The sequence below is a fragment of the Bacillus zhangzhouensis genome, assembly GCF_000715205.1.
GTDB classification, from domain to species: Bacteria; Bacillota; Bacilli; order Bacillales; family Bacillaceae; genus Bacillus; species Bacillus zhangzhouensis.
The window spans coordinates 78,748-103,856 of record NZ_JOTP01000012.1 but is presented as its reverse complement, the minus strand read 5'-3'; the positions used below and the strand labels follow the sequence as shown (position 1 = coordinate 103,856).

Below are 25,109 nucleotides of genomic sequence, written 5' to 3'. Positions count from 1 at the left end.
AAACATTTTTGTATGGGTTTTCAACACAATAGAATTTTTGTATCTCTATTCAACATTTTTTTAAAAGTGTCTAAAAGGAGGGTGCAAATGATTAATAAAGAGGATCGCCGTGTTGAGCGAACAAAAGAAACACTGCGTCAAGCATTCAAAATGCTTGTGAAAGAAAAAGGCTATTCTCACGTAAAAGTGAAGGATATTGTTGAAAAAGCAAACTACAATCGAACGACGTTTTATGTTCATTACGATAGTAAGGACGAACTTGCAGCAGATTTTATTCACCGGGAAATGGTAGATTTTGAATATGAATTTTGTAAGCCGACTCGTGAAAATCCACTGTTGGATTTAACTCGCATGAAACCAGAGGGCACCGATGTATTTCAATATATCGTCGAAAATCGCGACTATTATGATTTATTGGTGATGAAAGACCGTGTACCTCAAATTCAAGAAATTTTACTGAAGAAGTTGCAATACATTTTCCAGAATAGAATGTCGTTTGTCAGTGATGAATACGAAGAAATCAACGACAGTTATTTTATTCAATATCGCTCATATGGCATCTTTGGATTGATTCTTGAATGGATCAGAAATCAGTACAATGCTTCTCCGTCTGAAATGGCACGTCGCATTATTAATTTATTATATATTCAATCCTCACTCATGATTCAGTTGAAGGACGAGGAAATGATTATTAAAACGTAATGCTTAACTGTTCGTTTGAACATATCTCTATCACACAACATTTTTAGATGATTGAATGAGTGACTTTTGGTGTCATTTGATTTTTTAAAGTGACTCATCTTAATTTCTTTAAATTGTAAACTTTGTAAAAAAAAGAACGATAAAAGGAGGGAATATAACGAGTTGGAGGAATAGGAAATGAAAAAAAGGTTTTTATTATTCATCACGGTACTCTTGTTAATGAGTATTTTTAGTCCATTCAAAGCAAATGCAGCAAATTCAATTGGATGGACGAAACGAGCTGATTTGCCAGAAGAACGTATTAATGCTGGTGTGGGAGTCGTTGATGGAAAGATTTATGTGTTTGGTGGAGCAAGTGAAAAAAATAAATTAAACAACCAAACATTTATGTATGACCCTAAGAAAGATGTGTGGGAAGAGAAAGCCAGTATGCCAAGATATAGAACAGGTGGAACATATGCTACAGTAGGTAAAAAAATCTATTTAATAGGTGGGATTAACGAAGATACAAAAGTAGCTTATAATACGATTGATATTTATGATGCAGAACTTGATCAGTGGGCTGAAGAACCGATTCAAATTCCAAGAGACCCTGTATTTTCAACTTATAGCAAGGGAACTTTGTACGCAGTTGAAGTGAATGAGAATATATATATTGTGTCTTCAAAAAACTCTTATAAGAATAATGTCTATCAATACAATACAAACTCTGGTGAATGGAAAAGCTTGAACTCATCAGGTTTACCATCTCGAAATGGGAGAGCCATATCTGCAATTGACGGTAAAATATATGTTGCAGGTGGAGAAAATTCGATAGGGCATAGTAGAGAAAGATCTTTGTTCCAGTATGATATCTCAACAGATAAATGGAGTAAATTAAAAGATAGTGATTTAACTTCATATTCATTTGAACCGGCCTATGAAACATATAATGGGAAATTCTTCGTTATTGGCGGACAGCGAACTGGTGATTATTCAAGTGAAATACTGAATAAAGTTCAAATTTTCAACCCAGAAGATGGCCAATTTAAAAATTCAGCATATGATTTACCAGAAGGTAGAGTATCAGCTGTCGCAGCAATTGTTGATGACCAATTGTATGTCATTGGCGGACGTAACTACTCATATTATATGGGGAATTTTTCTGCAAAAAGTGATTACAAATCAGTGATTTCTATTCCATTAAGTGACTTGCAAATTATTGAAGATGAAGCAAAGCCTGGTGATGGGTCAACAGAAGAGCCAAAAGACCAGGACGGAACAAAGCCTGGTGATGGGTCAATGGAAGAGCCAAAAGATCAGGACGGAACAAAGCCTGGTGATGGGTCATCAGAAGAGCCAAAAGATCAGGACGGAACAAAGCCTGGTGATGGGTCAATGGAAGAGCCAAAAGATCAGGACGGAACAAAGCCTGGTGATGGGTCAATGGAAGAGCCAAAAGATCAGGACGGAACAAAGCCTGGTGATGGATCAACAGAAGAGCCAAAAGATCAGGACGGAACAAAGCCAGGAGAAGAAACTGCGAAAGGTATACTTTCTATTACCATGATTAATGGGTTACAAAAGGATTATCTGCTCTCAATGAAAGAAATCAACGATTTTCTTAACTGGTATAAAGAAAGAAGCTTTGGAATCGGAATGAACTTTTATGAGATCAATAATGAACACAATAAAGGACCTTTCACAAGTAAGAAAGATTATGTGGTGTACCAAAATATCTTAATATTTGATATCAAGCAATATTGATAAAATGGAAAGCTGCTGATAATAAATCAGCAGCTTTTTGTATTTTTACATAATTGTTAAAATTAGGATTAAAATCATAAAAAAATAAGATATTTTTTTAAAAATCTGCTAAACATCCTATAACCACGTCCGATAATAGAATTGTCAGGGTTGATAAGCCCTAGAATAAAGGACTTTTTTCAGACAAGGACGTCTGTCAGGTCCCAATTACATGGAGGTAATAGGAAATGAGAATTAACCACAATATCGCAGCACTTAACACATTAAACCGTTTGTCTGCAAACAACGGTGCGAGCCAAAAGAACATGGAGAAACTTTCTTCTGGTCTTAAAATCAACCGTGCAGGAGATGACGCAGCAGGTCTTGCAATCTCTGAAAAAATGCGTGGACAAATCCGCGGATTAGAAATGGCTTCTAAAAACGCACAAGACGGTATCTCTCTTATCCAAATCGCTGAAGGTGCATTGACTGAAACTCATTCAATCCTTCAACGTGTACGTGAACTAGTTGTTCAAGCTGGAAACACTGGTACACAAGATGATACAGATCTTGGTGCAATTCAAGAAGAAATTGATGCTTTAGTACAAGAAATCGGAAATGGTACTGATAAAAATGGTATCTCTGATCGTACTGAGTTCAACGGTAAAAAGTTGTTAAATGGCGATTTTGCTAATGGAACAGCTACTTTAACTTTCCAAATTGGTGCTAACGGAACTCAACAATTATCAGTTAACATTGAAGCAATGTCTGCCGATAAACTTGGAACAGATCCAACTGATGCAACTAAAACAGTATCTGCTCTTAAAGTAACTGATTTTGCAACAATTGCTGCAAACGCTGCTGGTGGATTTGACGAGCAACTTCAAATCGTTGATGATGCAATTAAACAAGTATCTACTCAACGTTCTAAACTTGGTGCGGTACAAAACCGTCTAGAGCACACAATCAACAACCTTGGTGCTTCTGGTGAAAACTTAACAGCTGCTGAGTCTCGTATCCGTGACGTTGACATGGCTAAAGAAATGAGTGAGTTCACTAAGAACAACATTCTTTCTCAAGCTTCTCAAGCAATGCTTGCACAAGCGAACCAACAGCCACAAAACGTACTTCAATTACTACGTTAATGAAAGGCCCCTTGATGGGGCTTTTTTTTATGCTCTTTTTTCTTCGTTTTTTCTCCTTCTCCTTACTTATGATTCTTAAATCCCTCTGATAAATCATGAAAAACGACCTTTAAAATTGGCATACTCTAGCGAAACGATCATAATGAATAAGACTTATTCCTTATTTATCCCTTTTATGTTAAACATTTTCCATTAAAGTTCGATAAATGGATTGTAAGGCTTACAAAAAAATTCTAATTTAGAACTTTTGGACAAGGATGTCTAATTGGTTCAAACACATGGAGGTCATTTAACATGAGAATTAACCACAATATCGCAGCACTTAACACATTGAATCGTCTTTCTACTAACAACGGTTCAAGCCAAAAGAACATGGAGAAACTTTCTTCTGGTCTTCGCATCAATCGTGCAGGGGATGACGCAGCAGGTCTTGCGATCTCTGAAAAAATGAGAAGTCAAATCCGTGGTTTAGAAATGGCTACTAAGAACTCTCAAGATGGTATCTCTCTTATTCAAACGGCTGAAGGTGCATTGACTGAATCTCATGCGATACTTCAACGTATTCGTGAGCTTGTTGTTCAAGCGGGGAACACAGGTACACAACAGGAAGAGGATTTAGCATCAATTCAAGATGAAATCTCAAACTTGCAAGATGAGATTACAAGCATTTCTACTCGTACAGAGTTTAACGGGAAGAAATTATTAGACGGGACTTATTCGTCTAAGGGTACTGAAGAAGGTGGTGAGGCACAAAGCCTTGTATTCCAAATCGGTGCAAACGCAAAACAACAAATTACACTTAACATTGAAAACATGGGTGCTTCCGTTTTAGGTACAGATGGGACTGCTGAAGGTGAAGATGGAGCTGGTTCTGTTGCTGGAATTGATGTGACAAAATTTATTAGTGCAAGTGGCGAAGATGGCGAGGAAGCTGCTGGATTTGATGCACAACTTGGTATTGTTGAAACAGCCATTAAGCAAGTGTCTGCTCAGCGATCTAAGCTTGGTGCGGTCCAAAACCGTCTAGAGCACACAATTAACAACCTTAGCGCTTCTGCTGAAAACTGAAGAAGTTGCAATACATTTTCCAGAATAGAATGTCGTTTGTCAGTGATGAATACGAAGAAATCAACGACAGTTATTTTATTCAAGTATTGCGAAGAGCGAAAATTGAAGCGCCTATTCTGGTGCTTGGATTTACCCCGCTCGACTGTGTGAAAAAAGCTGCGGCCTGGAGAATTGACTTATCCGGTCTACGTGCGGACTGGATGTAGTCAAGAGTTTTACATGGCTAAAGAAATGAGTGAGTTCACAAAGAACAACATTCTTTCTCAAGCGTCTCAAGCAATGTTAGCTCAGGCAAACCAACAGCCACAAAACGTACTTCAATTATTACGTTAATGAAAAAGCCCCAATGAGGGGCTTTTTTTCTGTCAATTTGTATGAAGCAGGTTGTGTAAATGAAATTCAGGAACAGCTTCATGGAAAAAAGCTCGATTTAATTCATTGTTCTCTTTGTCCCATTGTCGCCACCACTCGGCAGTTTCTCCAGAGGAATCAGACTGAATCATGTCATGTAGCTGCTCTAGGTTCAGGATTTCTCTCGGTTCTGTTAAGAAAGAATGCATACGGTGATATGCCTCAAGACGTTCAGCCTGTTTTGTTTGAACGGCATATTGCACGTATCTATTTAAATATTCCTGTACAAATGTTAAATGGGGAATTGGCTTTCCTCCCTTTAACTCGACTCCTTCCCACGCCATATCAGCAATTGCACAAAGCCACCAGCCAAGTTCATTGGCGTGCTGCATTTGTTTTAGGGTATTCCTTTCAAAAGACAACCGCCCATTTTCTTGTGCTTGTTTGAGCATACGCTCAAGTGTTTGCGCCTCGAGAGCTGCTTTTGTCATTCCTTGCCCATGAATTGGATCTAATGTACATAAAGCATCGCCCATTACCAATAATCCACTTGGCCAATCCTGCATTTGTTCATAGTGATGTCTCACGCAAGAAGGGACTCTAAATCCTTTTGGTTTTGTATAGGGCGTTAAATGGGTGATGGCTTCTGCTATCGCTGGATGGGTAAGCGCAGCGGTTTCTGAATCAAATTGATCAGCATCCGTTGTTGGATAATGTGAGCCGCCCGCTGCTGAGAGAAGAACAGCTACTAAATCATGATCTACCCGTTCAAACAGTCCTGTCGGGATTTGTTTGTTTGGTTGTCCAACTACGACCATTGATTGCAGGTTTGGCGCCTTAGGTGATATCTGGTAGTATCTTGTGCTGTAGCCAAGAGAGACGCTTAGCTCATCTGTCTGTGGCAAGGACAGTCCTGCGTCTTTCAGCCATTTTGGTAGTTTAGACATTCTTCCAGACGTATCGATCACTAAATCTGCTTTCATTTGATGAATAATTCCTGGCTTTACATGCCGATCTTTCACGATGAGCCCTATGACTTGATTTGTTCCTTCCTCAAACTGAAGCGAGATCGCTTCATGTTTTTCTAGAAAATGAACACGTTCCTCACTTAACATTCTTTGCATCAGCACCCACTCTAGCATGGCTCGTCTTGTGACAGCTGTTTCTTCTGTATCGGTGAGCGCTAATTCACCATCTTTTGTGATAAATCGAGATGTTTGATGCAAAGTATTAAATCCGCCCATTGCCAGTAATTCTTTTGTATAACCAGGAAATAGACGTTCGAATATTTGCTTGCCAAGTGGCAGCATTCTATGTGGATGAAAGGCTTGAGGAGTGCCGAGACGGTTCTCAGGAGAGTCTGGCAGTTCATCCTTTTCAATAATAAACACCTGATGATAAAACGTTGATAATACCTTTGCAGCGAGCATTCCGGTGATACCGCCGCCAATGACGATCGCCTGCTCATATTTCATGGGTTGTGTCACAACATGCGCCTCCAATGAATAAGTAAAATGGTTACATGACCATTTCATCATATGTTGATACTTTGATTATAGCAAATTTGTGTTTTTTTGAATATAGAAAGGAAATGACACACTTCTTACCCGTAAATATGAGAAAAATCATCAATCAAAATCATTATTTTTAAAAATAACTATTAATTTAAGATCGATGACCGATAAATACAGTAAGGGGGTAGGAGAAGTGGATATACTACAGAGTATTGTGACAGCTGCACCATATATGATGCAGATCTTAAAGAATGAAGTGACGATGGGTGTTATTGATCGAGAGAAATTCTTGCTTTATTTGCCATCAAAAGATGTTGATTTTCAAATACGAGCAGGTGATCTGATTAAACCGGATGATATGAATATGAAAAAAGCGCTTAGAGGGGAAACGTCGAGTACGTTTTTGCCAGAATCCGTCTATGGGATACCGTTAAATGCGATGGGTTTGCCGATTTTCGATGAGAATCAACAAGTAGTTGGGGCAATTGCTTTAGGCTTTCCGATCAAAAATCAATTGGAGCTTGAGGCATATATGGAGTCGTTACATGACATTATCCAAAGTATTCAAGAGAAGGTACATGTCGTGGCGGCGCATTCAGAGGAGCTCTCTGCTACAAGTGAGGAAATGACCTTACAAACGCAGCAAACACTTGAAAGCTCGAAAAAAACATCAGAAATTACAAAAATGATTAAAGGGATATCTAAACAAACGAGTTTGCTAGGATTGAATGCGTCAATCGAAGCAGCCCGAGCAGGAAAAGAGGGTGCAGGTTTTAGTGTTGTGGCAAGCGAAGTCCAAAAACTATCAAGCGAAACCTCACGTGCAACTGAAAATATTGAAAGCTCATTGCAAGGGATTTCCTCCAATATACATACATTACTTGAGAGTATGGATCATATGAAAGGATCATCGGCAGAGCAGGCTTTGCTTGTGACAGAGTTTAGCGAGGTCATTGATCGATTGACTGTGGTCAGCAGGGAAATGAAAGATTTTATGCAAAAAATTATGTCAACGTAACAAAAAACGAATCCAAATAGGGTTCGTTTTTTTTCTTACTCATATTTTATTTTTTAGGTGATGGATCAAAGCGATAATCGTACGTTTCGCCTTTTACAACATTTAAAAACTCGTGTCCAATTTGAACAAGTTGTGCATTTTTCCACTTGATGAGAGGGTCTTTATCAGGGTATTTCCAGTAAATCGTTTTCTTTCGATGGGTTAGTTTGTTTTCAATTTCAGCTCTGACTGCGTTTGCCTTTAGTTTTCCTCCACTATGACGATAGGTGTTGATGATATATGTTCCGTCAGGTGATGACATAGAGCGGATGAATGTTCCGTGAGACACGCCTTGAAGAGAGAAGCATTTCCAATAAATGATACCAGCGAAGCTAATCAATAAGATGACAAGGATGATGGTGGTTTTCTTTTTTAACATGAATTCCTCCAGATATAGATCACAATATTTCTAATTTATGAGAGAGAATACAAAAAGATTCATATAGTCCAAAAGTTCTATTTGTTTCAATTATCAGTCATTTTTTCTCAAAATTCAACAGAAAGCCGTAAAAATAAGGAAAATTTAAGGATGTCTTCATATGGATAGACGTTTCGAAAACACTTTACAAAAGAATTTGAGATCAGTAGACTTATGCTCATATAGAGAAATGGGGCAGATGGAATGATGCAAATCATCGATACGTATCAAAATTATGAAGAGCTTTCCGCTCATGAAAGAGAAGGGATTGACTATCAAATTCTTCACAAGCGGGAAGGGGATCAGCTTCTCGTTTTGTCGCCTCATGCCGGAGGAATTGAATCAGGCGTGAGTGAGCTGATCCATGAATTAGCAGGCGATTATTCTATGTATTTATTTGAGGGCCTTAAAGTGAAAGGCAATCATGTTCTTCATATTACAAGCACACGTTTTGATGAGCCGATTTGTCTTTCTCAAGTGCATACACATCATTATACATTTGCGCTCCACGGCTACGGAGAAACAGACGTGCTTCAAACATTAGTGGGTGGTACAGACAGAGAAAGAGCTGCAGAAACGGTGAAACGTTTAACTTTGAATGGTTTTCCTGCATTGCTGCTATCTGAATCAGATCGTTTTTCTGGAACACATCCTGATAATATTAATAATCAATGTCTGACAGGGAAAAGCGTTCAAATTGAAATCAGTCAAGCTCAAAGAAGAGCATTCTTTCAAGACTTTAGGCGGCGCTATCGGCGTGATACACAAAATGAACAATTTTATAGATACACAAATGCACTGAAACAAGTATTAAGCCTTTATGAATAAACCTCTGTTGTCATGCGGGCAGGCGTTTACGTTTGATAAACGGCTTCTTTTTCCGCAACCCTTTCCGCTTCCGCTTTCATTAAATAGGAAGTAAACTCCTTTTGAAAGCGAATGCCTACTTTTCGCTGTTCGAATAAGGCAAGCCGTTTTTCTGCAAAAGCCCAGGTTACGTGAAATGTTTGAGCAATATGCGAAATAGCTTGCTGCCGAAGGTTTGGAAGCTTCATTTGCAGGAGCAAAAAGGTCGGAACACAAAAGTGATACATGAATTGTTTTGCCTGAAACTCTTGCAGTTCTCGAAAGAGCTTGTGCATCTTGAAATGATTGCCTGCGTGTTTCAGCACATGACAGAGCTCGTGGGCAAAATCCTGCCACTGTTCTTCTGGTGATAGGGATCTGTTTAAAATAATACTGTAAAGACCTTGATGTTTGATCATCATGCTGCCGGTATCCTCGTAATGGACCCATACATGAAATTCAGAAGCGATCCTTTGCATATCCAAATAAGCAGGACCGCTTATTTGTAGTTGAGTGTATAACCGTTTAATATCTTCTTCTAAATGGGTTAAAAAATAAGTCATTTAAAAACCTCCATGCAAACGTATGTTCTGTTTTTAACGTAAAAGAAAAGTCCATATAGGACTAAATGGCTAATAAAGCTATCGCTTACTTTTTATATCGGCTTATATTTAACAATTTTAACATAAAATCAAAGAAAAATGGAATTATTTCCTGTGTTTTTCGTCGTTTTTTCATTTTTCGCTATTAAAAATGGAAGATTGAATTCAAATTTTACCATAGTGTTATGACTAAAACAAACAAAATTTGTCTTACGGATGCCACCGATTGATGAGAAAGATCAATTCAATCTAGCAAAAGGGAGTGCAGAACATGGTACAAATTTATCAAGATTTTATTCCAGTAGGAAACGGAAATCGTCCAGGATACGCTATGACACCGTTGTATGTGACTGTTCATAACACAGCGAATACGTCAAAGGGAGCTGATGCGAAAAGTCATGCGGCATACGTCAAACGACCAACAACAGAGGTGAGCTGGCACTTTACAGTGGATGATCGTGAAATTTTTCAGCATCTGCCTTTAAATGAAAATGGCTGGCATGCAGGGGATGGTCATGGGAATGGTAACCGGAAATCAATCGGAATTGAAATTTGTGAAAATGAAGATGGGAACTTTCAGCAGGCTGTCAAACATGCTCAATGGCTCATTCAAAAGCTATTAAAAGAACATGACATTCCATTAGCAAACGTGGTTACACATCAGCATTGGTCTGGAAAAGCATGTCCACGCCTGCTGCTATCTACATGGGGTGAATTTAAAAAAGGAATTGAAACTGCAGGTGATCCGGAGACGGTCATCACGTATGTGGTCAAAAGCGGGGATACGTTAACAAGTATTGCCAAAGCCCATGGCGTCACGGTGAGTGATTTACAGAAATGGAATGACATTAGCGATCCGAACAAGATTCAAATTGGACAGGTTCTTAAAATTTATCGAAATGATGGAAAGGTGATGTATGAGCTGCCGGATGGGACTTTAAAGGTGACATCTCCTTTGACAAAGGGGGAGCACGTACGCCTCGTCCAAAAAGCGCTTGCTGCTGTTTATTTTTATCCTGATAAAACGGCTGTAGATAAGGGAGTCGACGGGATTTATGGGGAAAAAACGGCCAATGCTGTAGCGCGTTTTCAGCTGATGAATGGTCTGACAAGTGATGGGGTATACGGACCTAAAACGAAGGAAAAGCTGCTTGAGCTATTAAATAAGTGAGTTTTTCTGTTTGTATGAATGAATGACTGCTTCACTTTTTTCATTTAATCGTCGGACATAAGGGGACGGCTGAAATTCAGCAAATTGAACATATCTCAATTGTTTGATTTTCTTTTTCATTTTGGCACCTCAATGGTTACAGCATATGGTTTTATTGTATGCGAATCGATGTAAAAAAGGAATCAGGACGCGGGTTTAGTTCCGCGTCCTTTATTGTGATCAAGCTTTTTTATTTTTATACTCATCCAGAAGCTGTTCATTTTTTTTGAAAATACGCTCTGTATGGGGGCTTACTTTGTAATCGGCCATACTAATATGGCGTTTCTTCTTTAAAATCTTAAAAGGGTTTTTCTTGCGATTGTTGTTATCCCCTTGAAGTGCGTGGTCCATCTTCATCACCTTCCTCTTCGTCAGGCAAGATTAGGTCATAAATTGTTGTAAGTGAAGTCATTAATAAATAATCGAACTCAGTGACAATCTCATCAGAGGTCAGCTTAATGACAAAGTGTGCATCTGCTACTGAAAACGGAATGAGCACCAATTTGCCGAAATCATCGTAATATACTTCCTGCCTGTCAAGCTTTGCCTGAATAAGAGCTCGCTGGTCCAGTGTTCGCAGCAAGTCATCTTTTTGTTCCTGCGTATCATATGGACACAGAACCGCTTGAATATTCATTTTATCTGCAAAAGAATAAATCAGCCGTTCAATTCCCTCTATATATGCCTCTATACTTCCATAATATACATGGATCGGTTCGTTTTTCAATAGGTATTGGTACGTTTTTAGTTTATTGAGGTAAGAATGAAGTAGATCGTTGTTTTGTTCAAGGAGTTGATGGGTGTCGGTTTCCAGCTCATGATTCCCAAGTCTTTTAATATAGGAGCTGAGAAAAATGAAAGCATCGGTTAATGCAAAAAAAACGGCAATGATGAAGTAGTGCATCCAATCGGTGAAGATGGAAGAGGGGTCATTTGTCCAGTAAACAACAGCACCAGCTACATAAATCCAATACCACGTTTTACGAATGGCAAACATTTTTTCTTTTACTTTTTGTTCAAAGCGCCATACAGCAAATACATACACTGCAAGTGCACCTAACAATAACCATACAGTCAATTGAAAAAATAATAGCATGTTCTTCTCTCCCATAGACAGATGAATACTTGTTTACTTCTATGGGTATGATTGGAAACCCTGCTTCATGAAAAAAACTGCCAGTAAGAACAGACAGTTTGAGTGTGAAGGCAAAACCCTTTGTCTACATAAAAAAAGACCTGTTAGACAGGCCTTTTACATTAGAGAAACGTGTTTAGCAAAAAGTATATGAGAGCACCTAGAGTTCCTGAAATCGGTAATGTGATGACCCAAGTGACAAGCATACGTTTTGCCGTACCCCAGTTCACACCTTTGACTCTGTGCGCAGAACCTACGCCTAGAATAGAAGATGAAATAACGTGTGTGGTACTAACAGGTAAGTGGATAAACGTTGCACCGAAAATAATGGCTGCACCAGTTAAATCGGCAGATACTCCGTTTACTGGACGAATTTTCATGATTTTACCGCCGACTGTTTTAATAATCTTCCAGCCACCAATAGAAGTACCAAGTCCCATTGCAAGCGCACAAGAGAATTGTACCCAGAATGGAATGTCGTCTGTTGTATGCAAATTACCTGCAATTAAAGCCATCGTAATAATTCCCATCGCTTTTTGCGCATCGTTCGTTCCATGGGTATACGATTGCAGTGCGGCAGTTAAAATTTGAACACGTCGGAATTGTTTATTTGTTTTTGCGAGATTGTTGTCTCTGAATATAATTTTAATAATGGTGTACACGATATATCCCAACACGAAAGCTAGGATAGGTGAAAGCAAAAGGGCTTGAATGATTTTAATGAATCCCGAATAGTTTAAAGCGCCAAAACCGGCAGAGGCAATAACAGCTCCTGCAATTGATCCAATCAGTGCATGTGAAGAACTACTCGGAATCCCGTAATACCAAGTAAGCAAGTTCCAAGTAATAGCTGCAATTAAAGCAGCCAAAATGACAACAGAACCGTTTTGAAGTGTAAATGGATCTGCGATGTCTTTTGTAATGGACTTTGCCACACCTGTAAATGTCATTGCTCCTAAGAAGTTCATAAACGCTGCCATAATGATAGCATGTCTTGGTTTTAATGCTTTTGTTGAAACTGAAGTCGCAATGGCATTTGCTGTATCGTGGAATCCGTTAATGAAATCAAAAGCAAGTGCACAAATGACAATAAATATGGTAAGGATGAGTAATGTATCCATATTTAACTAACCCCGTTACGCATTCTTCATAATGATTGTTTCTAGATTGTTGGCAACACCTTGACAGGAATCAGCGATTTCTTCAAGTGTTTCGTAAATTTCTTTGTATTGAATGACCTTGATTGGATCAGTTTCTTTTCCAAATAAGTTCTTTAGTGATTTACGATAAAGATTGTCACAATTATGCTCGATCTCTTTGATTTTGATTGCGTGTGGTTGAATATCTTTTAAGCGATTTTCAGCCAGTAAATCAATTGTAATTAAAATTTCTTTTGCGCATTCTCTGATGTAGTGGCTGAATTTGTCGATATGTTCGTCAGAGCTTGTCATTGAATAAATTTCCATTGTCGCTGAAAAATGCTCAATTCCATCTAAAACATCGTCGAGGCTATTCGTCAATTGAAGAATGTCTTCACGCTCAATCGGTGTAATAAAGGCTTTGTTCAGCTCTTTAATCATGGTATGAACATGATGATCACCTTTTGTCTCATATTCCTTCAATGTGTCAGAAAATTCTTTCAGAGTGGTTTGATTTGTTACTTTATAGCTAACAAAATACTCAGCAGTTTCATCTAAATTTTTAGCAATTTCCGTTAACAAGACGGAAAACTTGTCTTTTTTCCTTTTTAACATGTAAAAACCCTCCATTGTATAAATGAGACAATGCACACATCAAATAATTATATATTCTTTTGTCGAAAAAAAACAGGTGTAGTCGAAAATTTCTTCACTTTTTCTATTTGATCTTATTCTGACCTAAAGATGTGATCTCAACACACCTTTTTCAGAAAGGGAAAAGGAAACGGAAAAAGCGGGCCGTTTTTGGCGCCGCTTAAAGGTTAAGAAGCTGAATGAATCAGTTTAAAACGTTCACAAACAAGAAGCATGTCTTCTTTGAAGTCTAATCCGTATGGCTTGAGTGCTTCTGTGAAGAATTCTTTATGAACTCTATACCAATAGTCATATGATAGATCGCCTTCACCTTCTGCTTGTGCAAAGGATTCAGGGACTTCATTCATTGGCATCACATCTACATGCGTAATCTCAATGATGGCTTTAGGTTCTTCCTGGCTGTCCAAAATGACTGCATATTGTCCGGCTTTTGGAAGTGGCTCCTGTTCTTTTTCATAAAACAGGTGTCCAGAACAAGTGGCTGTTTTTTTCCCTTGCTTTACAAGATTAAGCAAATGATCTGGATCTGATCCGAATGCCCACGCCGAAACAAACGCGTCAGCAGGTGCTTTTTCTGATTTCTCTTTCCAATACGTTTCCCAAAACATTTTGCTTTTGTGGTTCACCATTTTTCCCCCTTTGTGTTTATTATACCGTTAAGACAAATACGTGAAAACATTATGTCTTTATCCCTACTTTTATTGTGTGTCATATGTTTTGAAAAAACGTGTTTCATTTGATTTATGTAGGATGATAGAATGAAAATTTTAGAAATTTTAGAATAATCTATTGTATTCTGGTCAAGAAGTAGGTAATGTCAAAGTAAGAATATGGAAGGGGTGTTGTTTATGAAACGCATTTCTCTAACTGTTTTGTCCATATGTCTGTTTGTTTTCTCGTTTTTCCTACCTGTCAGCCAAGTCACTGCAAATGAAACACATGGGAATAAAGTAGCTGTTGGCAAAGATGGCATGGTGGCCACAGCTCATCCACTTGCATCAGAAGTTGGTGCTGATGTATTGAAAAAAGGTGGAAACGCAGTTGATGCTGCTGTTGCCATCCATTACGCACTGAATGTGACAGAGCCAATGATGTCTGGAATCGGCGGCGGAGGATTTATGATGGTTTATGATGGGAAGACAAAAGAAACATCCATCATCAATAGTAGAGAGCGGGCACCTCAGGGCGCAACACCTGACATGTTTTTAACTGATGAGGGTAAAGTCATCCCATTCGCTGAGAGATCCACACATGGTAATGCAGTTGGTGTTCCCGGGACAGTAAAAGGTCTTGAGGCAGCATTAGATAAGTGGGGGACTCGTTCTATGAAGGAATTGATTAAACCTTCTATTCAACTGGCAGAGGATGGATTTCAAATTGATTCGGTCCTTGCAAAAGCCATTGAAGATCATCAAGAAAAATTGAAAAAAACGGCTGCAGCACCAATCTTTCTTCCAGATGATCAACCGCTCAAAGAAGGAGATCTGCTTGTTCAGCCAGGTCTTGCAAAAACATTTAAACTGATTGCAAAAAAAGGAAGTAAGGCGTTTTATGAAGGAAAAGTAGCGAAGGCACTCGCAAATACGGTCCAAGATTTTGGTGGTACGATGACAACAGATGACATTAGTCATTATGAAGTCAAGACTGACAAGCCAATCTGGGGAGACTATAAAGGGTACCAGCTTGCAAGTATGCCTCCACCAAGCTCGGGTGGGGTGTTTATGCTACAAATCCTTAAAATACTTGACCACTTTAACCTATCTCAATATGACCCCAAATCGTTCGAAAAATATCAGCTACTTGCTGAAACAATGCATCTCTCCTATGCTGACCGAGCCGCATATGCCGGCGACCCCGAATTCGTAGATGTTCCACTAAAAGGACTATTAGACGATGATTACATTTCAGAAAGAGCCTCTCTCATTCAATTAGATCAAATGATTCAAAACCCGAAAGAAGGAGATCCATGGGCATATGAGGATGAAAAAAATCCATCCCCAATTGTTCCTCAGCCAGAAGATAAAACCATTGGTGAGACCACCCATTTTACTGTTGCAGATCAGTGGGGAAATGTTGTGTCATTTACAACAACCATTGAACAGTTATTTGGTACAGGGATTCTTGTCCCCGAGTATGGTTTTTTCTTAAATAATGAACTCACGGATTTTGATGCAAGGCCTGGCGGCGCAAATGAAGTGCAGCCAAATAAACGTCCATTATCAAGTATGACGCCAACGATTATTTTTAAAGATGGAGAGCCTGTCATGACCGTTGGGTCACCTGGAGGAACCACGATTATTGCTTCTGTTTCACAGACGATCCTGAATTTGCTTGAATATGACATGGAGCTTCAGGATGCGGTCGAAGAACCAAGGATTTATACAAACAGTTTAACTTCTTACCGCTATGAAGTAGGTGTCCCCCTCGATGTGAGGACAAAGTTAAATGATATGGGGCACCGTTTTGGCAGTTCGCCTATTGATATAGGAAACGTGCAAGCTCTTCTAATTGATCGAAAAGCAGGGACATTTACTGGAGTAGCTGATTCAACTAGAAATGGAACCGCTGTTGGTGTCAATTTAAAGCTATCTGCAAATCAATAACATTTCCCGGGAAAAGAAGCGTCTCTTGAAGATGACGTTTCTTTTTTTGTCTAAACAAAAAGAAAAACATAGTTGACACCTGTGAATAGTTTGAATAATATATAGACTAACATCAATCATATATAGCTGATCGGACAACCGAAGGCTCTTGGCATTTGAAGTACAGGACTGTATGTATTTCAATGGCTAAGGGCCTTTTTTGCGTATGAAACGGCAAGGTTGGTGTCACTATTATTTGAGAACAGGGGAGCGGGATAACGTGAAAAAGTGGAAATGGGTCTCGATCGTGACCACCATATTGATCTTGACTGTGACGAGTGTTGCATGCTCAAACGCAAACGAAGCCTCAAATCAAAAAGGTAAGGTTGAGCTGTTAAATGTTTCGTATGATCCTACACGTGAATTGTATCAGGATTACAATCAAGCCTTTCAGACTTACTGGAAAGACAAAACCGGTGACGATGTGACCATTCAGCAGTCTCACGGAGGATCGGGAAAACAGGGGAGATCGATTATTGATGGACTCGAGGCAGATGTGGCAACACTTGCGCTTGGATATGACATTGATGCGATTGCAGATCGTGGACTTCTTTCAAAGGATTGGCAAAAGGAATTTCCCAACGAGTCAACTCCCTATACGTCTACTATTGTGTTTCTTGTGAAGAAAGGAAATCCAAAAAATATTAAAGACTGGGATGACTTGATTCAACCAGGCGTGTCTATCATTACGCCGAATCCAAAGACGTCCGGCGGTGCAAGGTGGAATTACTTAGCCGCATGGGCATATGCCGATAAAACATTTCATGGCGATGAAGAAAAAACAAAGGATTTTGTCAAAAAGCTATATGAACATGTCGAGGTCCTTGATTCAGGCGCCCGTGGAGCCACAACTACCTTTGTCGAACGCGGTCTTGGTGATGTGTTAATTGCATGGGAAAATGAAGCCTATTTGACACTGCATGAATTAGGCAAAGACAAATTTGAAATTGTCAGCCCATCCATAAGTATTCTAGCAGAGCCACCCGTTGCCGTTGTCGATCAAAATGTGAAGCGTAAAGGAACGGAGAAAGTGGCAAAGGCTTATCTAGATTATTTGTATTCTAAAAAAGGGCAGGAAATTGCGGCGAAAAACTATTATCGGCCTAGAAATCAAGAAGTGTTAAACAAATATAAAGACCAGTTTAAAAAAATTGATATGGTGACAATTGATCAGGCATTTGGCGGATGGCGACAGGCACAAAAAAGATTTTTTGATGATGGCGGATTATTTGATCAAATTTATAGCGGACAAAAATAGGGGGCGACGTGATGAGGAAAGCACATGCTGCCACCAATAAAAGAAAAAATGTATTGCCTGGATTCGGGCTGAGCCTTGGGGTGACGCTCGTTTATGTGAGTGCGATTGTGGTGATTCCTTTATCTATGGTATTGATCTGGACGGCTTCATTAGGAGTAGAAGGCATTTGGAAGGTCTTTAGCGATGCAAGAGTATTGAAGTCGTTGCAGCTAACTGTGACGACTTCCTTTGCAGCCGCACTCATCAATGCGGGATTTGGTGTATTGATCGCCTGGGTTCTCACCAGGTACTCTTTTCCTGGAAAGAAAATCTTGGATGCTCTCATAGACTTGCCATTTGCTCTCCCAACGGCTGTTGCAGGTATTGCTCTCACAACCCTTTATTCTCCGAATGGTTGGATTGGTCAATTTTTGCATGTAAAGGTGGCTTACACACCGTTAGGGATTATTTTGGCACTTATTTTTATCGGCATTCCATTTGTCATTAGAACGGTTCAGCCGGTGATAGAAGGACTGCAGCATGAAGTGGAAGAGGCTGCGGCGATCCTTGGTGCAACAAGAAGCCAGACCTTTTTTCATGTGCTGCTACCCGCCATGTTTCCAGCGATTATAACAGGCTTTTCTCTTGCGTTTGCAAGAGCACTGGGTGAATATGGCTCCGTTGTGTTTATTGCTGGAAATATTCCGTTTAAAACAGAAATTACACCGCTGATGATCATGTCAAAGCTTGAACAGTATGATTATCATGGTGCAGCAGCAATTGCGTGCTTGATGCTGCTCCTTTCGTTTTTCATCCTGATATTGATTCACGGGATTCAGTGGTATGTTGAGCGGAAAAAACAAGTGGACGTGAGGTGAAACAATTGGAGAGAGAGCTTAGTCATCAGCATCACACCAAATTTAAAAGTCCTGTGACGGAATCAAAGACGGTAAAGATCATTTTTATTACCATTGTGTATACCTTTTTGATTTTGTTTTTACTCATGCCGCTGATTGCCGTGTTTTCAAAGGCATTTGAGAAAGGGTGGAGTTCTTATCTTCTGGCTGTTTCACATCCAGATACACTTGCGGCAATCAAATTGACCGTCTTCATTGTGATCATCACACTGCCGCTTCAAATCATCTTTGGAGTCAGCGCTGCATGGCTGTTCACAAAATTTAATTTCCGCGGAAAACGTTTGTTAACGACTGTGATTGACCTCCCGTTTGCAGTTTCACCTGTGATAGCTGGACTTGTATTTGTTCTTTTATTTGGCTCAAACGGACTTTTAGGTCCATGGCTTTTAGCAAATGGATGGAAAGTCATTTATTCTGTACCAGGCATGATCCTCGCGACCATATTTGTCACATTTCCGTTTATTGCAAGAGAGTTAATCCCGTTTATGCAAAATGAAGGCATTCATGAGGAGGAAGCATCGCTCACGCTTGGTGCAAATGGGTGGAAGACTTTTTTTCTCGTGACACTGCCAAATATCAAATGGGCACTTTTTTACGGCGTCATTTTAGCAGGGGCAAGGGCGATTGGTGAATTTGGTGCAGTGTCGGTTGTATCAGGTCATATTCGCGGTATGACCAATACGATGCCGCTTCATATTGAAATCTTATACAATGAGTACCAATTCCAAGCTGCTTTTGCCGTGGCTTCTCTCATGGCGTTTGTTGCGGTCATTACATTAATGATCAAGCAAATCATTCAACAGTTGGATCATCGGCTTGGCAAGCGTTCAAAATAAATGGAGGGATCAGCCTTGGGCATTACAGCGAAACAAATATCAAAACAATTTGGGCAGACAAAGGTGTTGCAAAACGTGGATTTGTCTATTGGAAATGGTGAATTGATATCTTTACTAGGACCATCTGGCTCTGGAAAGACGACTTTATTAAGAATTATTGCAGGACTTGACTATGCAAATAACGGGCAGATTTTATTTGCAGATCAGGATTATACTCATATTCCTGTGCGAAAGCGGCAGATCGGTTTTGTGTTCCAGCAATATGCTCTTTTTCAAAATATGACAGTATTTGATAACGTTGCGTATGGCCTGAGGGTAAAACCAAAGCGGGAACGACTGTCAAAAGAGGCTATCAAAGAACGTGTGCATGAGCTGTTAGAAGTCGTTCAGTTAACGCAGTATGAGCAGCGTTATCCAGAGCATCTATCAGGTGGACAAAAGCAGCGTGTAGCGCTAGCACGCGCACTTGCGGTCAAACCGAAGGCGCTCCTATTAGATGAACCTTTTGGCGCTCTAGATACGAAGGTGAGGAAAGAATTAAGACATTGGCTCAAAAAAGTCCATCGAGAATTTCAGATGACAACCATCTTTGTGACACATGATCAAGAAGAGGCGTTCGATATTGCTGATCGTGTCGTGGTCATGAATGAAGGCAGAATCGAAAAGATCGGGACAAAGCAAGAAATGGCGGAGCAAACAGACAATCTATTTGTATCCGAATTTTTAGATATAGGAAGCTATATTTAATAAGAGGTGTAGGAGGTTCAAAGGGAAGGGTGCAGCATTCGCTGCATCTTTTTTTATAAAAATTTTCCTAGGAACATTGACTTATAATTTCGAATATTATAATATCTTTACAAAGGTAACAACATTGAACATTTTTAAGGATGAGTATTTGTGAGCGCTTTATAAAAGGTTCTACTCTAAAATGTTCTTTCTTTTTATTACATGTGTTCATGTTTATACCAAATGAAAGAGGTGGTTGTTTGAACAACTTGTTTGAATTAGATAAGGAGCTAATTGAGCTGCAGTACGAAGCATCTTCGAGAGAGGAGGTGACGGCATATTTAGCAGAACGGTTAGAAGCTGGAGGATATATTAAATCGAGCTTTCTACCAGCAGTGCTTGAAAGAGAAAAAACATATCCCACAGGCCTGCCTCTGGCGACCTTTGGAGTGGCAATTCCGCATACAGATCCTGAACATGTGAACAAACCGGCGATCAGTGTAGCGACTTTAAAGGAACCTGTCATTTTTCATAAGATGGGAAGCCCTGATGAAACAGTGCAAGCCAAAATTGTGTTCGTCCTTGCAATCTCTGAACCTAGTAAGCAGCTTGTGATGTTAGAAAAGCTCATGACGCTTTTTAGAAAAGAAGACGTGATGAATAAGTTATCTCACATGACATCGTATGAAGAAGCTGTGGATGTCCTTCAACAAGAATTAAACCAATAGTCTTTCGTGAAATAATGTAAGCGCTTTATCTGAAAAAATCAGGAGGTGGATGTATGATCAAGCAAGCCGTCGATTTTATATTAGACCTTGGACCAACTATTATGCTCCCGATTATTATGACGATTTTCGGTATGGTTTTAAGGCAAGGCTTTAAGAAATCCTTCCGGGCCGGTATCACAATCGGAATTGGCTTTGTCGGTGTCAACCTTGTCATTAATTTGCTTGTGAGCGGTCTTGGACCAGCAGCAAAAGCCATGGTCAATTCCCTTGGGTTAAAGCTCGATATTTTGGATGTCGGCTGGCCGATTGGAGCCGCAATTTCGTTTGGTACACCTGTTGCCCCTTTGATGATTCCTCTTGTGCTTTTGTTAAATGTCATCTTGTTGTCCGTTAACTTTACGAAAACACTGAATGTGGATATTTGGAATTTCTGGCATTTGATTTTTGCGGCCTCTGTTACTTACTACGCTTATCATAATATGTTCTTGGCCCTTGCAGTTGGCTTGATCGTCTCTGCAATTACGCTTAAATTAGCCGATTGGACGGCACCAACAATTGAACACCATTTCGGATTAAAAGGCGTATCGATGGCTCATGCTGAAACGGTCAACTTCGCGCCGCTCATGTATGCGTCAAACCGTATCATTGATAAAATCCCTGGTTTAAACAAAATTCATGCTGATCCAGAAACATTGAAGAAACGTTTTGGGATTTTTGGCGAACCGCTCGTGATGGGTCTCATACTTGGTATCATTATTGGTCTTCTTGGCGGCTATGATGCGAAAGGCGTCATGACTCTTGGCATTCAAATGGCAGCAGTTCTTGTGTTAATGCCAAGAATGGTTGCCTTGTTAATGGAAGGACTTATTCCAATCTCTGAGGGCGCTCGATCCTATATTCAAAAGCGTTTCCCTGGAAAAAACGTCTATATTGGCTTAGATACAGCGATTGTAATCGGTCATCCGGCGAATATGGCCGTAGCCCTTTTGATGGTGCCGATTACGATTTTGCTCGCTGTTGTTCTTCCTTACAATGGCATGCTGCCATTTGCGGATTTGTCGGTTCTGCCATTTACGGTTGTATGGGCAGTTGCAGCCGCTCGTGGGAATATTATTCGCGGCCTCATTAACAGTATTTTTACATTAATGATTGTCTTCTTCATCGCAACGAACCTCGCACCACTTGCGACAACAATGGGGAAAGCAGTAGGCTTTGATTTCCCAGAAGGGGCAAACATGATTTCTGGTATTGATCTAGGTTCTCACGTCATTCCTTGGATCATGGTGAGACTTCTTGATCCGAGCAACCCGTACTTTATTGCAGCGATTGTGTGTGCCCTGGCTTATGCGCTTCTATGGTACTGGGTGCGAAATGATATTAAAAAGCAGTATGCAAAAGAAATGGGCTTAGATCAGAAAGACCAATAAACAAGCTGGAGGGATTCTTATGGCAAAGAAAATATTGGTATCGTGCGGAACAGCAGTTGCAACATCAACGGTTGTCGCAAAAAAAGTAGAAGAGACATTAAAGGAAAAAGGATACGATGTCGTGGTTGAACAATGTAAGGCTTCTGAGGTACCGCAAAAGGCGGAGGGCGCCGATTTAATTGTAACGACAACGCCTGTAAGTGATACAAAAGGGACTCCTGTGATTCAAACATTATCCTTTTTAACTGGATTTGGCATTGAAGATGATATTGAGAAAATCATTGATCATATTAAGTAAACGATGTTTGCATGGAGGAGCTTTTGTAGCTCCTTCCATGTCACCTGAAAGGAGGGAGTCTCATGCAGCAGCATACTTATAGCCGAACGTCTGCGATGTTTTCTATTTTTCTTCCGGCCCTGCTCATCTGTCTGTTTTTTCTCTGGTCTCTTTATACCTTAATGTCGGCAGGACCTGAACCGTTAGCTGTGTTAGGTGTTTATACGCTGCCTATTCTGATGCTTTCTAGCTTCACGGGGCTGAATCAGCCGACGAACGTCATCATTAGTCGAGATGAGCTGAAGATAGGTGCTTTTGGCAGATGGCACACATATGCTGTATCCGATATCAAAGGAAAACTGTTTTTAAAGCCATATCCCCATATCGGAAAAGTATATGTCAGAGTGGGACAGGCGCGAATATTCGGGGGACGTTACTGGATATCAAGTGAGATGAGTGAATACAAACAGCTTGTTCAAACTTTACAGGGTCTTGCGAAAAGTGATGAAAAGGAGGATGCAGCTACATGAAATCAGCTGTCTTTTATTCTTCAGAGGACATTCGTTATGAGGAGAGGGAGCGGCCTGCGATTGGTGATGATGAAGTTCTTTTAAGGATGCGTGCCTGCGGCTTATGCGGGACGGATATTTACAAAGCAACACATGAGACGGTACCTCCTGGGACGGTGCTCGGACATGAAATTGCCGGTGATATTGTCGAGACCGGCAGTCAAGTGACACATGTCCAAACGGGAGACAGGGTATGTGTAGCACATCATGTTCCTTGTTTCACCTGTGACTTTTGTCAAAGAGGTTTTTATACAATGTGTCCGCAGTTTTCAGCCACAAATGTAGATCCAGGCGGTTTTTCAGAATATATCCGTGTTCCTGCTTTACACGTAAAGCACACTATGGGTAAGCTCCCGCATGGCGTCTCATATGAGCAAGGGGCCATGGTCGAACCAGTTGCCTGCTGCCTGCATGGGTTTGAACGAGCGCCTGTTCATCCTGGAGATTCTGTACTGATCCTTGGGGCGGGACAAATTGGCTGTATTCAATTACAGCTCGCCAAATATTATTTAGCTGGAAAAGTGATGATAACGGATGTGAATCAGAACCGGCTGCTTCAAGCGAGAAATTTAGGTGCAGATGTCGCTTTCCATCCAGCAACTGAGCCAGTGGAAAAACGGGTCATGAAAGAAACAGATGGAAAAGGGGCAGATCTCGTCATTATTTCTGTTGGGAGCAGTGCACTTTTAAAAGAGGCGTTTCAAGCAGTAGCTAGAGGCGGGACGATTTTGGTATTTGCGCACTTTCCTAAAGGAGATGTCGCCATTCCGGCTGAGCGATTTTTCCATGACGAAGTGAAAGTAGTGGGGGCCTATTCTTCGCATCCGTATCATTATGATGAAGCGCTTCATCTTCTGAAGGCGAAGGTGGTTCACACAGAAAAGATGGTGACGCATCGTTATCCTTTAAGTCAGCTGCTTCAGGCGATAGAATGCGCGAGGCATCCTGAAGGTGAGAGCGTCAAAATCATGATGTATCCAGATGAATGAGAACGTATGAGATTGAAAGAGAAAGAGAAGTTCTTTGGAAAAGGGCTTTGCCTTTCTCTTTTTTTCTGATAAAAGATGAAAACGCTTAAAAATGAAACAGAAATGCTTGACTTCAATGAGACTTAAACGTATGATAATTACAAATGTAACACATAAGAACAAATGTAAAGGGGAGAGAAGAAATGCAAAAACAAATCACTTTGCCTGAACAAATTAGTCATGAGAAATTAGCAGATTTATATAAACAAATGTGGTTAGTGCGATATTTTGATGAAAAGGTCGATCAATTCTTTGCAAAAGGACTCATTCATGGAACGACTCATTTATGTGTTGGACAGGAAGCGTCAGCTGTTGGCTCTATTGCCGTGTTAAAGGATGAAGATAAGATCATCAGCACACACCGTGGACATGGACATTGTATTGCAAAAGGTGCAGAGGTCAATAAAATGATGGCTGAACTGTTTGGACGTGAAACCGGCTATTGCAAAGGAAAAGGCGGCTCGATGCATATTGCCGACTTAGAAAAAGGGAATCTTGGAGCAAATGGAATCGTTGGCGGCGGTATCCCGCTTGCAACAGGCGCAGCGCTGACATCTAAAATGAAGCAGGAAGGCTATGTTGTCCTTTGTTTCTTCGGAGATGGTGCAACAAATGAAGGCAGCTTCCATGAAGCGTTAAACCTTGCATCCATTTGGGATTTACCTGTTGTGTTTATTTGTGAAAACAACCAATACGGCATGTCTGGTCCTGTGAAAGAAATGATCAACATTGAAGACATTTCAACAAGAGCAAAGAGCTACGGGATGCCAGGAAAAACTGTTGATGGAAATGACATGGTCGAGATCATGAACACAGTAGATGAAGCGGTCAGCCGAGCAAGAGCTGGCGAAGGTCCGTCACTCATTGAAATGAAAACGTATCGCTGGAAGGGCCACTCAAAGAGTGATGCGAAAAAATACCGTACACGTGAAGAAGAAACGGAATGGAGACAAAAAGACGGAATCAAACGCTTTAAGTCACTCTTAATTGATCTAAATGTTTTGACAGAGGAGCAGGCAGCAAGCTTGCAGGAAGAAGCGAAACAGGAGATCGAAGCATCTGTCGAATTTGCTAAAAACAGTAAAGAACCGTCAATTGACACATTATTAGAGGATGTATACGCCTAATTAGGAGGGGAATCACGTGACAAAAACAA

At 40.2% G+C, this 25,109-nt stretch carries 26 protein-coding genes and 3 pseudogenes; 20 read left to right on the top strand and 9 right to left on the bottom strand.

Annotated features, from left to right (window positions below):
• Nucleotides 1-87 precede the first annotated feature (87 nt).
• The 6 genes and pseudogenes from BA70_RS11760 to BA70_RS19540 all read left to right on the top strand — a co-directional run.
• Nucleotides 88-702 (top strand): TetR/AcrR family transcriptional regulator, encoded by a 615-nt coding sequence (locus BA70_RS11760; protein WP_034322342.1) that lies wholly within the window; start codon nt 88-90, stop codon nt 700-702.
• Nucleotides 703-879: 177 nt separating this feature from the next.
• Nucleotides 880-2,448, top strand: coding sequence for a Kelch repeat-containing protein (locus BA70_RS11755; RefSeq protein WP_034322340.1), 1,569 nt, complete (start codon nt 880-882; stop codon nt 2,446-2,448).
• Between the two features lie 227 nt (nt 2,449-2,675).
• Nucleotides 2,676-3,572 carry a flagellin Hag gene (hag, locus tag BA70_RS11750; protein ID WP_034322337.1) on the top strand — a complete coding sequence of 299 codons (897 nt, stop codon included), beginning with the start codon at nt 2,676-2,678 and terminating at the stop codon, nt 3,570-3,572.
• 294 nt (nt 3,573-3,866) lie between these two features.
• A pseudogene (gene hag, locus BA70_RS11745) lies at nt 3,867-4,637 on the top strand (flagellin Hag); the annotation flags it as partial.
• Between the two features lie 86 nt (nt 4,638-4,723).
• A pseudogene (locus BA70_RS19970) lies at nt 4,724-4,843 on the top strand (alanine racemase); the annotation flags it as partial.
• A 16-nt stretch (nt 4,844-4,859) separates the two neighbouring features.
• Nucleotides 4,860-4,973 (top strand): annotated as a pseudogene (locus BA70_RS19540) (flagellin); the annotation flags it as partial.
• A 32-nt stretch (nt 4,974-5,005) separates the two neighbouring features.
• Here the strand turns inward: BA70_RS19540 and BA70_RS11740 are convergent.
• Complete coding sequence (locus BA70_RS11740) at nt 5,006-6,478, bottom strand: FAD-dependent oxidoreductase (protein WP_051691143.1); 1,473 nt, start codon at nt 6,476-6,478, stop codon at nt 5,006-5,008.
• Nucleotides 6,479-6,698: 220 nt separating this feature from the next.
• Between BA70_RS11740 and BA70_RS11735 the strand changes: the two genes are divergently transcribed.
• Nucleotides 6,699-7,523 (top strand): methyl-accepting chemotaxis protein, encoded by an 825-nt coding sequence (locus tag BA70_RS11735; RefSeq protein ID WP_034322334.1) that lies wholly within the window; start codon nt 6,699-6,701, stop codon nt 7,521-7,523.
• A 46-nt stretch (nt 7,524-7,569) separates the two neighbouring features.
• Here the strand turns inward: BA70_RS11735 and BA70_RS11730 are convergent, their stop codons facing one another.
• Nucleotides 7,570-7,941 carry a DUF5412 domain-containing protein gene (locus BA70_RS11730; RefSeq protein ID WP_034322330.1) on the bottom strand — a complete coding sequence of 124 codons (372 nt, stop codon included), beginning with the start codon at nt 7,939-7,941 and terminating at the stop codon, nt 7,570-7,572.
• A gap of 243 nt (nt 7,942-8,184) precedes the next feature.
• On the opposite strand from BA70_RS11730, the gene BA70_RS11725 reads away from it, so the two are divergent.
• The gene (locus BA70_RS11725; protein ID WP_034322328.1) at nt 8,185-8,808 is read left to right on the top strand and encodes a poly-gamma-glutamate hydrolase family protein; all 624 of its coding nucleotides are present in this window, start codon (nt 8,185-8,187) and stop codon (nt 8,806-8,808) included.
• A 26-nt stretch (nt 8,809-8,834) separates the two neighbouring features.
• Here BA70_RS11725 and BA70_RS11720 read toward each other — a convergent pair whose 3' ends face one another.
• Nucleotides 8,835-9,389, bottom strand: coding sequence for an ImmA/IrrE family metallo-endopeptidase (locus BA70_RS11720; protein ID WP_034322325.1), 555 nt, complete (start codon nt 9,387-9,389; stop codon nt 8,835-8,837).
• A 310-nt stretch (nt 9,390-9,699) separates the two neighbouring features.
• On the opposite strand from BA70_RS11720, the gene BA70_RS11715 reads away from it, so the two are divergent.
• Nucleotides 9,700-10,599: an N-acetylmuramoyl-L-alanine amidase gene (locus BA70_RS11715; RefSeq protein WP_034322323.1), complete on the top strand. Its 900-nt coding sequence runs from the start codon at nt 9,700-9,702 to the stop codon at nt 10,597-10,599.
• Here BA70_RS11715 and BA70_RS20835 read toward each other — a convergent pair.
• The 6 genes from BA70_RS20835 to BA70_RS11690 all read right to left on the bottom strand — a co-directional run bounded on the left by BA70_RS20835 (nt 10,588) and on the right by BA70_RS11690 (nt 14,192).
• The gene (locus tag BA70_RS20835; protein WP_262982641.1) at nt 10,588-10,719 is read right to left on the bottom strand and encodes a hypothetical protein; all 132 of its coding nucleotides are present in this window, start codon (nt 10,717-10,719) and stop codon (nt 10,588-10,590) included. The genes BA70_RS11715 and BA70_RS20835 overlap by 12 nt on opposite strands.
• 99 nt (nt 10,720-10,818) lie before the next feature.
• The gene (locus tag BA70_RS11710) at nt 10,819-10,989 is read right to left on the bottom strand and encodes a type II toxin-antitoxin system SpoIISB family antitoxin (protein WP_008358858.1); all 171 of its coding nucleotides are present in this window, start codon (nt 10,987-10,989) and stop codon (nt 10,819-10,821) included.
• Entirely contained in the window at nt 10,964-11,734 is a 771-nt protein-coding gene (locus tag BA70_RS11705) for a type II toxin-antitoxin system SpoIISA family toxin (RefSeq protein WP_034322320.1), read from the bottom strand. Before BA70_RS11705 ends, BA70_RS11710 begins: the two co-directional genes overlap by 26 nt.
• 161 nt (nt 11,735-11,895) lie before the next feature.
• Nucleotides 11,896-12,894 carry an inorganic phosphate transporter gene (locus tag BA70_RS11700; RefSeq protein ID WP_034322317.1) on the bottom strand — a complete coding sequence of 333 codons (999 nt, stop codon included), beginning with the start codon at nt 12,892-12,894 and terminating at the stop codon, nt 11,896-11,898.
• A gap of 15 nt (nt 12,895-12,909) precedes the next feature.
• Complete coding sequence (locus BA70_RS11695) at nt 12,910-13,527, bottom strand: DUF47 domain-containing protein (RefSeq protein ID WP_034322314.1); 618 nt, start codon at nt 13,525-13,527, stop codon at nt 12,910-12,912.
• 206 nt (nt 13,528-13,733) lie between these two features.
• Nucleotides 13,734-14,192 carry an ASCH domain-containing protein gene (locus tag BA70_RS11690; protein ID WP_034322390.1) on the bottom strand — a complete coding sequence of 153 codons (459 nt, stop codon included), beginning with the start codon at nt 14,190-14,192 and terminating at the stop codon, nt 13,734-13,736.
• 222 nt (nt 14,193-14,414) lie between these two features.
• Between BA70_RS11690 and ggt the strand changes: the two genes are divergently transcribed.
• From ggt to pdhA, 11 genes are all read left to right on the top strand, one after another.
• Nucleotides 14,415-16,169 carry a gamma-glutamyltransferase gene (ggt, locus tag BA70_RS11685; protein ID WP_034322310.1) on the top strand — a complete coding sequence of 585 codons (1,755 nt, stop codon included), beginning with the start codon at nt 14,415-14,417 and terminating at the stop codon, nt 16,167-16,169.
• 259 nt (nt 16,170-16,428) lie between these two features.
• A complete protein-coding gene (locus tag BA70_RS11680; RefSeq protein ID WP_034322308.1) occupies nt 16,429-17,466 on the top strand; it encodes a sulfate ABC transporter substrate-binding protein in 1,038 nt (345 codons plus the stop codon).
• Between the two features lie 11 nt (nt 17,467-17,477).
• On the top strand, nt 17,478-18,323 hold the full coding sequence (gene cysT / locus BA70_RS11675; protein ID WP_034322306.1) for a sulfate ABC transporter permease subunit CysT: 846 nt from the start codon (nt 17,478-17,480) through the stop codon (nt 18,321-18,323).
• Between the two features lie 5 nt (nt 18,324-18,328).
• Nucleotides 18,329-19,198: a sulfate ABC transporter permease subunit CysW gene (gene cysW, locus BA70_RS11670; protein ID WP_034322387.1), complete on the top strand. Its 870-nt coding sequence runs from the start codon at nt 18,329-18,331 to the stop codon at nt 19,196-19,198.
• Nucleotides 19,199-19,213: 15 nt separating this feature from the next.
• The gene (locus tag BA70_RS11665) at nt 19,214-19,945 is read left to right on the top strand and encodes a sulfate/molybdate ABC transporter ATP-binding protein (RefSeq protein WP_051691142.1); all 732 of its coding nucleotides are present in this window, start codon (nt 19,214-19,216) and stop codon (nt 19,943-19,945) included.
• A gap of 239 nt (nt 19,946-20,184) precedes the next feature.
• Nucleotides 20,185-20,652, top strand: coding sequence for a PTS sugar transporter subunit IIA (locus tag BA70_RS11660; RefSeq protein ID WP_034322304.1), 468 nt, complete (start codon nt 20,185-20,187; stop codon nt 20,650-20,652).
• A 53-nt stretch (nt 20,653-20,705) separates the two neighbouring features.
• Entirely contained in the window at nt 20,706-22,079 is a 1,374-nt protein-coding gene (locus tag BA70_RS11655; protein WP_034322301.1) for a PTS galactitol transporter subunit IIC, read from the top strand.
• Between the two features lie 19 nt (nt 22,080-22,098).
• Nucleotides 22,099-22,377, top strand: coding sequence for a PTS sugar transporter subunit IIB (locus BA70_RS11650; protein WP_003212259.1), 279 nt, complete (start codon nt 22,099-22,101; stop codon nt 22,375-22,377).
• A 62-nt stretch (nt 22,378-22,439) separates the two neighbouring features.
• A complete protein-coding gene (locus BA70_RS11645) occupies nt 22,440-22,886 on the top strand; it encodes a hypothetical protein (RefSeq protein WP_034322298.1) in 447 nt (148 codons plus the stop codon).
• Complete coding sequence (locus tag BA70_RS11640; protein ID WP_034322295.1) at nt 22,883-23,914, top strand: alcohol dehydrogenase catalytic domain-containing protein; 1,032 nt, start codon at nt 22,883-22,885, stop codon at nt 23,912-23,914. The genes BA70_RS11645 and BA70_RS11640 overlap by 4 nt, the downstream gene beginning before the upstream one ends.
• Nucleotides 23,915-24,096: 182 nt before the next feature.
• Entirely contained in the window at nt 24,097-25,080 is a 984-nt protein-coding gene (gene pdhA / locus BA70_RS11635; protein ID WP_034322292.1) for a pyruvate dehydrogenase (acetyl-transferring) E1 component subunit alpha, read from the top strand.
• Nucleotides 25,081-25,109: the final 29 nt, after the last annotated feature.

Coding starts and splice junctions, on each gene's coding strand:
- BA70_RS11760 (WP_034322342.1), top strand. CDS start 88: ATGATTAATAAAGAGGATCGCCGTGTTGAGCGAACAAAAGAAACACTG.
- BA70_RS11755 (WP_034322340.1), top strand. CDS start 880: ATGAAAAAAAGGTTTTTATTATTCATCACGGTACTCTTGTTAATGAGT.
- hag (WP_034322337.1), top strand. CDS start 2,676: ATGAGAATTAACCACAATATCGCAGCACTTAACACATTAAACCGTTTG.
- BA70_RS11730 (WP_034322330.1), bottom strand. CDS start 7,941: ATGTTAAAAAAGAAAACCACCATCATCCTTGTCATCTTATTGATTAGC.
- BA70_RS11725 (WP_034322328.1), top strand. CDS start 8,185: ATGATGCAAATCATCGATACGTATCAAAATTATGAAGAGCTTTCCGCT.
- BA70_RS11720 (WP_034322325.1), bottom strand. CDS start 9,389: ATGACTTATTTTTTAACCCATTTAGAAGAAGATATTAAACGGTTATAC.
- BA70_RS11715 (WP_034322323.1), top strand. CDS start 9,700: ATGGTACAAATTTATCAAGATTTTATTCCAGTAGGAAACGGAAATCGT.
- BA70_RS20835 (WP_262982641.1), bottom strand. CDS start 10,719: ATGAAAAAGAAAATCAAACAATTGAGATATGTTCAATTTGCTGAATTT.
- BA70_RS11710 (WP_008358858.1), bottom strand. CDS start 10,989: ATGGACCACGCACTTCAAGGGGATAACAACAATCGCAAGAAAAACCCT.
- BA70_RS11705 (WP_034322320.1), bottom strand. CDS start 11,734: ATGCTATTATTTTTTCAATTGACTGTATGGTTATTGTTAGGTGCACTT.
- BA70_RS11700 (WP_034322317.1), bottom strand. CDS start 12,894: ATGGATACATTACTCATCCTTACCATATTTATTGTCATTTGTGCACTT.
- BA70_RS11695 (WP_034322314.1), bottom strand. CDS start 13,527: ATGTTAAAAAGGAAAAAAGACAAGTTTTCCGTCTTGTTAACGGAAATT.
- ggt (WP_034322310.1), top strand. CDS start 14,415: ATGAAACGCATTTCTCTAACTGTTTTGTCCATATGTCTGTTTGTTTTC.
- cysT (WP_034322306.1), top strand. CDS start 17,478: ATGAGGAAAGCACATGCTGCCACCAATAAAAGAAAAAATGTATTGCCT.
- BA70_RS11655 (WP_034322301.1), top strand. CDS start 20,706: ATGATCAAGCAAGCCGTCGATTTTATATTAGACCTTGGACCAACTATT.
- BA70_RS11650 (WP_003212259.1), top strand. CDS start 22,099: ATGGCAAAGAAAATATTGGTATCGTGCGGAACAGCAGTTGCAACATCA.
- BA70_RS11645 (WP_034322298.1), top strand. CDS start 22,440: ATGCAGCAGCATACTTATAGCCGAACGTCTGCGATGTTTTCTATTTTT.
- BA70_RS11640 (WP_034322295.1), top strand. CDS start 22,883: ATGAAATCAGCTGTCTTTTATTCTTCAGAGGACATTCGTTATGAGGAG.
- pdhA (WP_034322292.1), top strand. CDS start 24,097: ATGCAAAAACAAATCACTTTGCCTGAACAAATTAGTCATGAGAAATTA.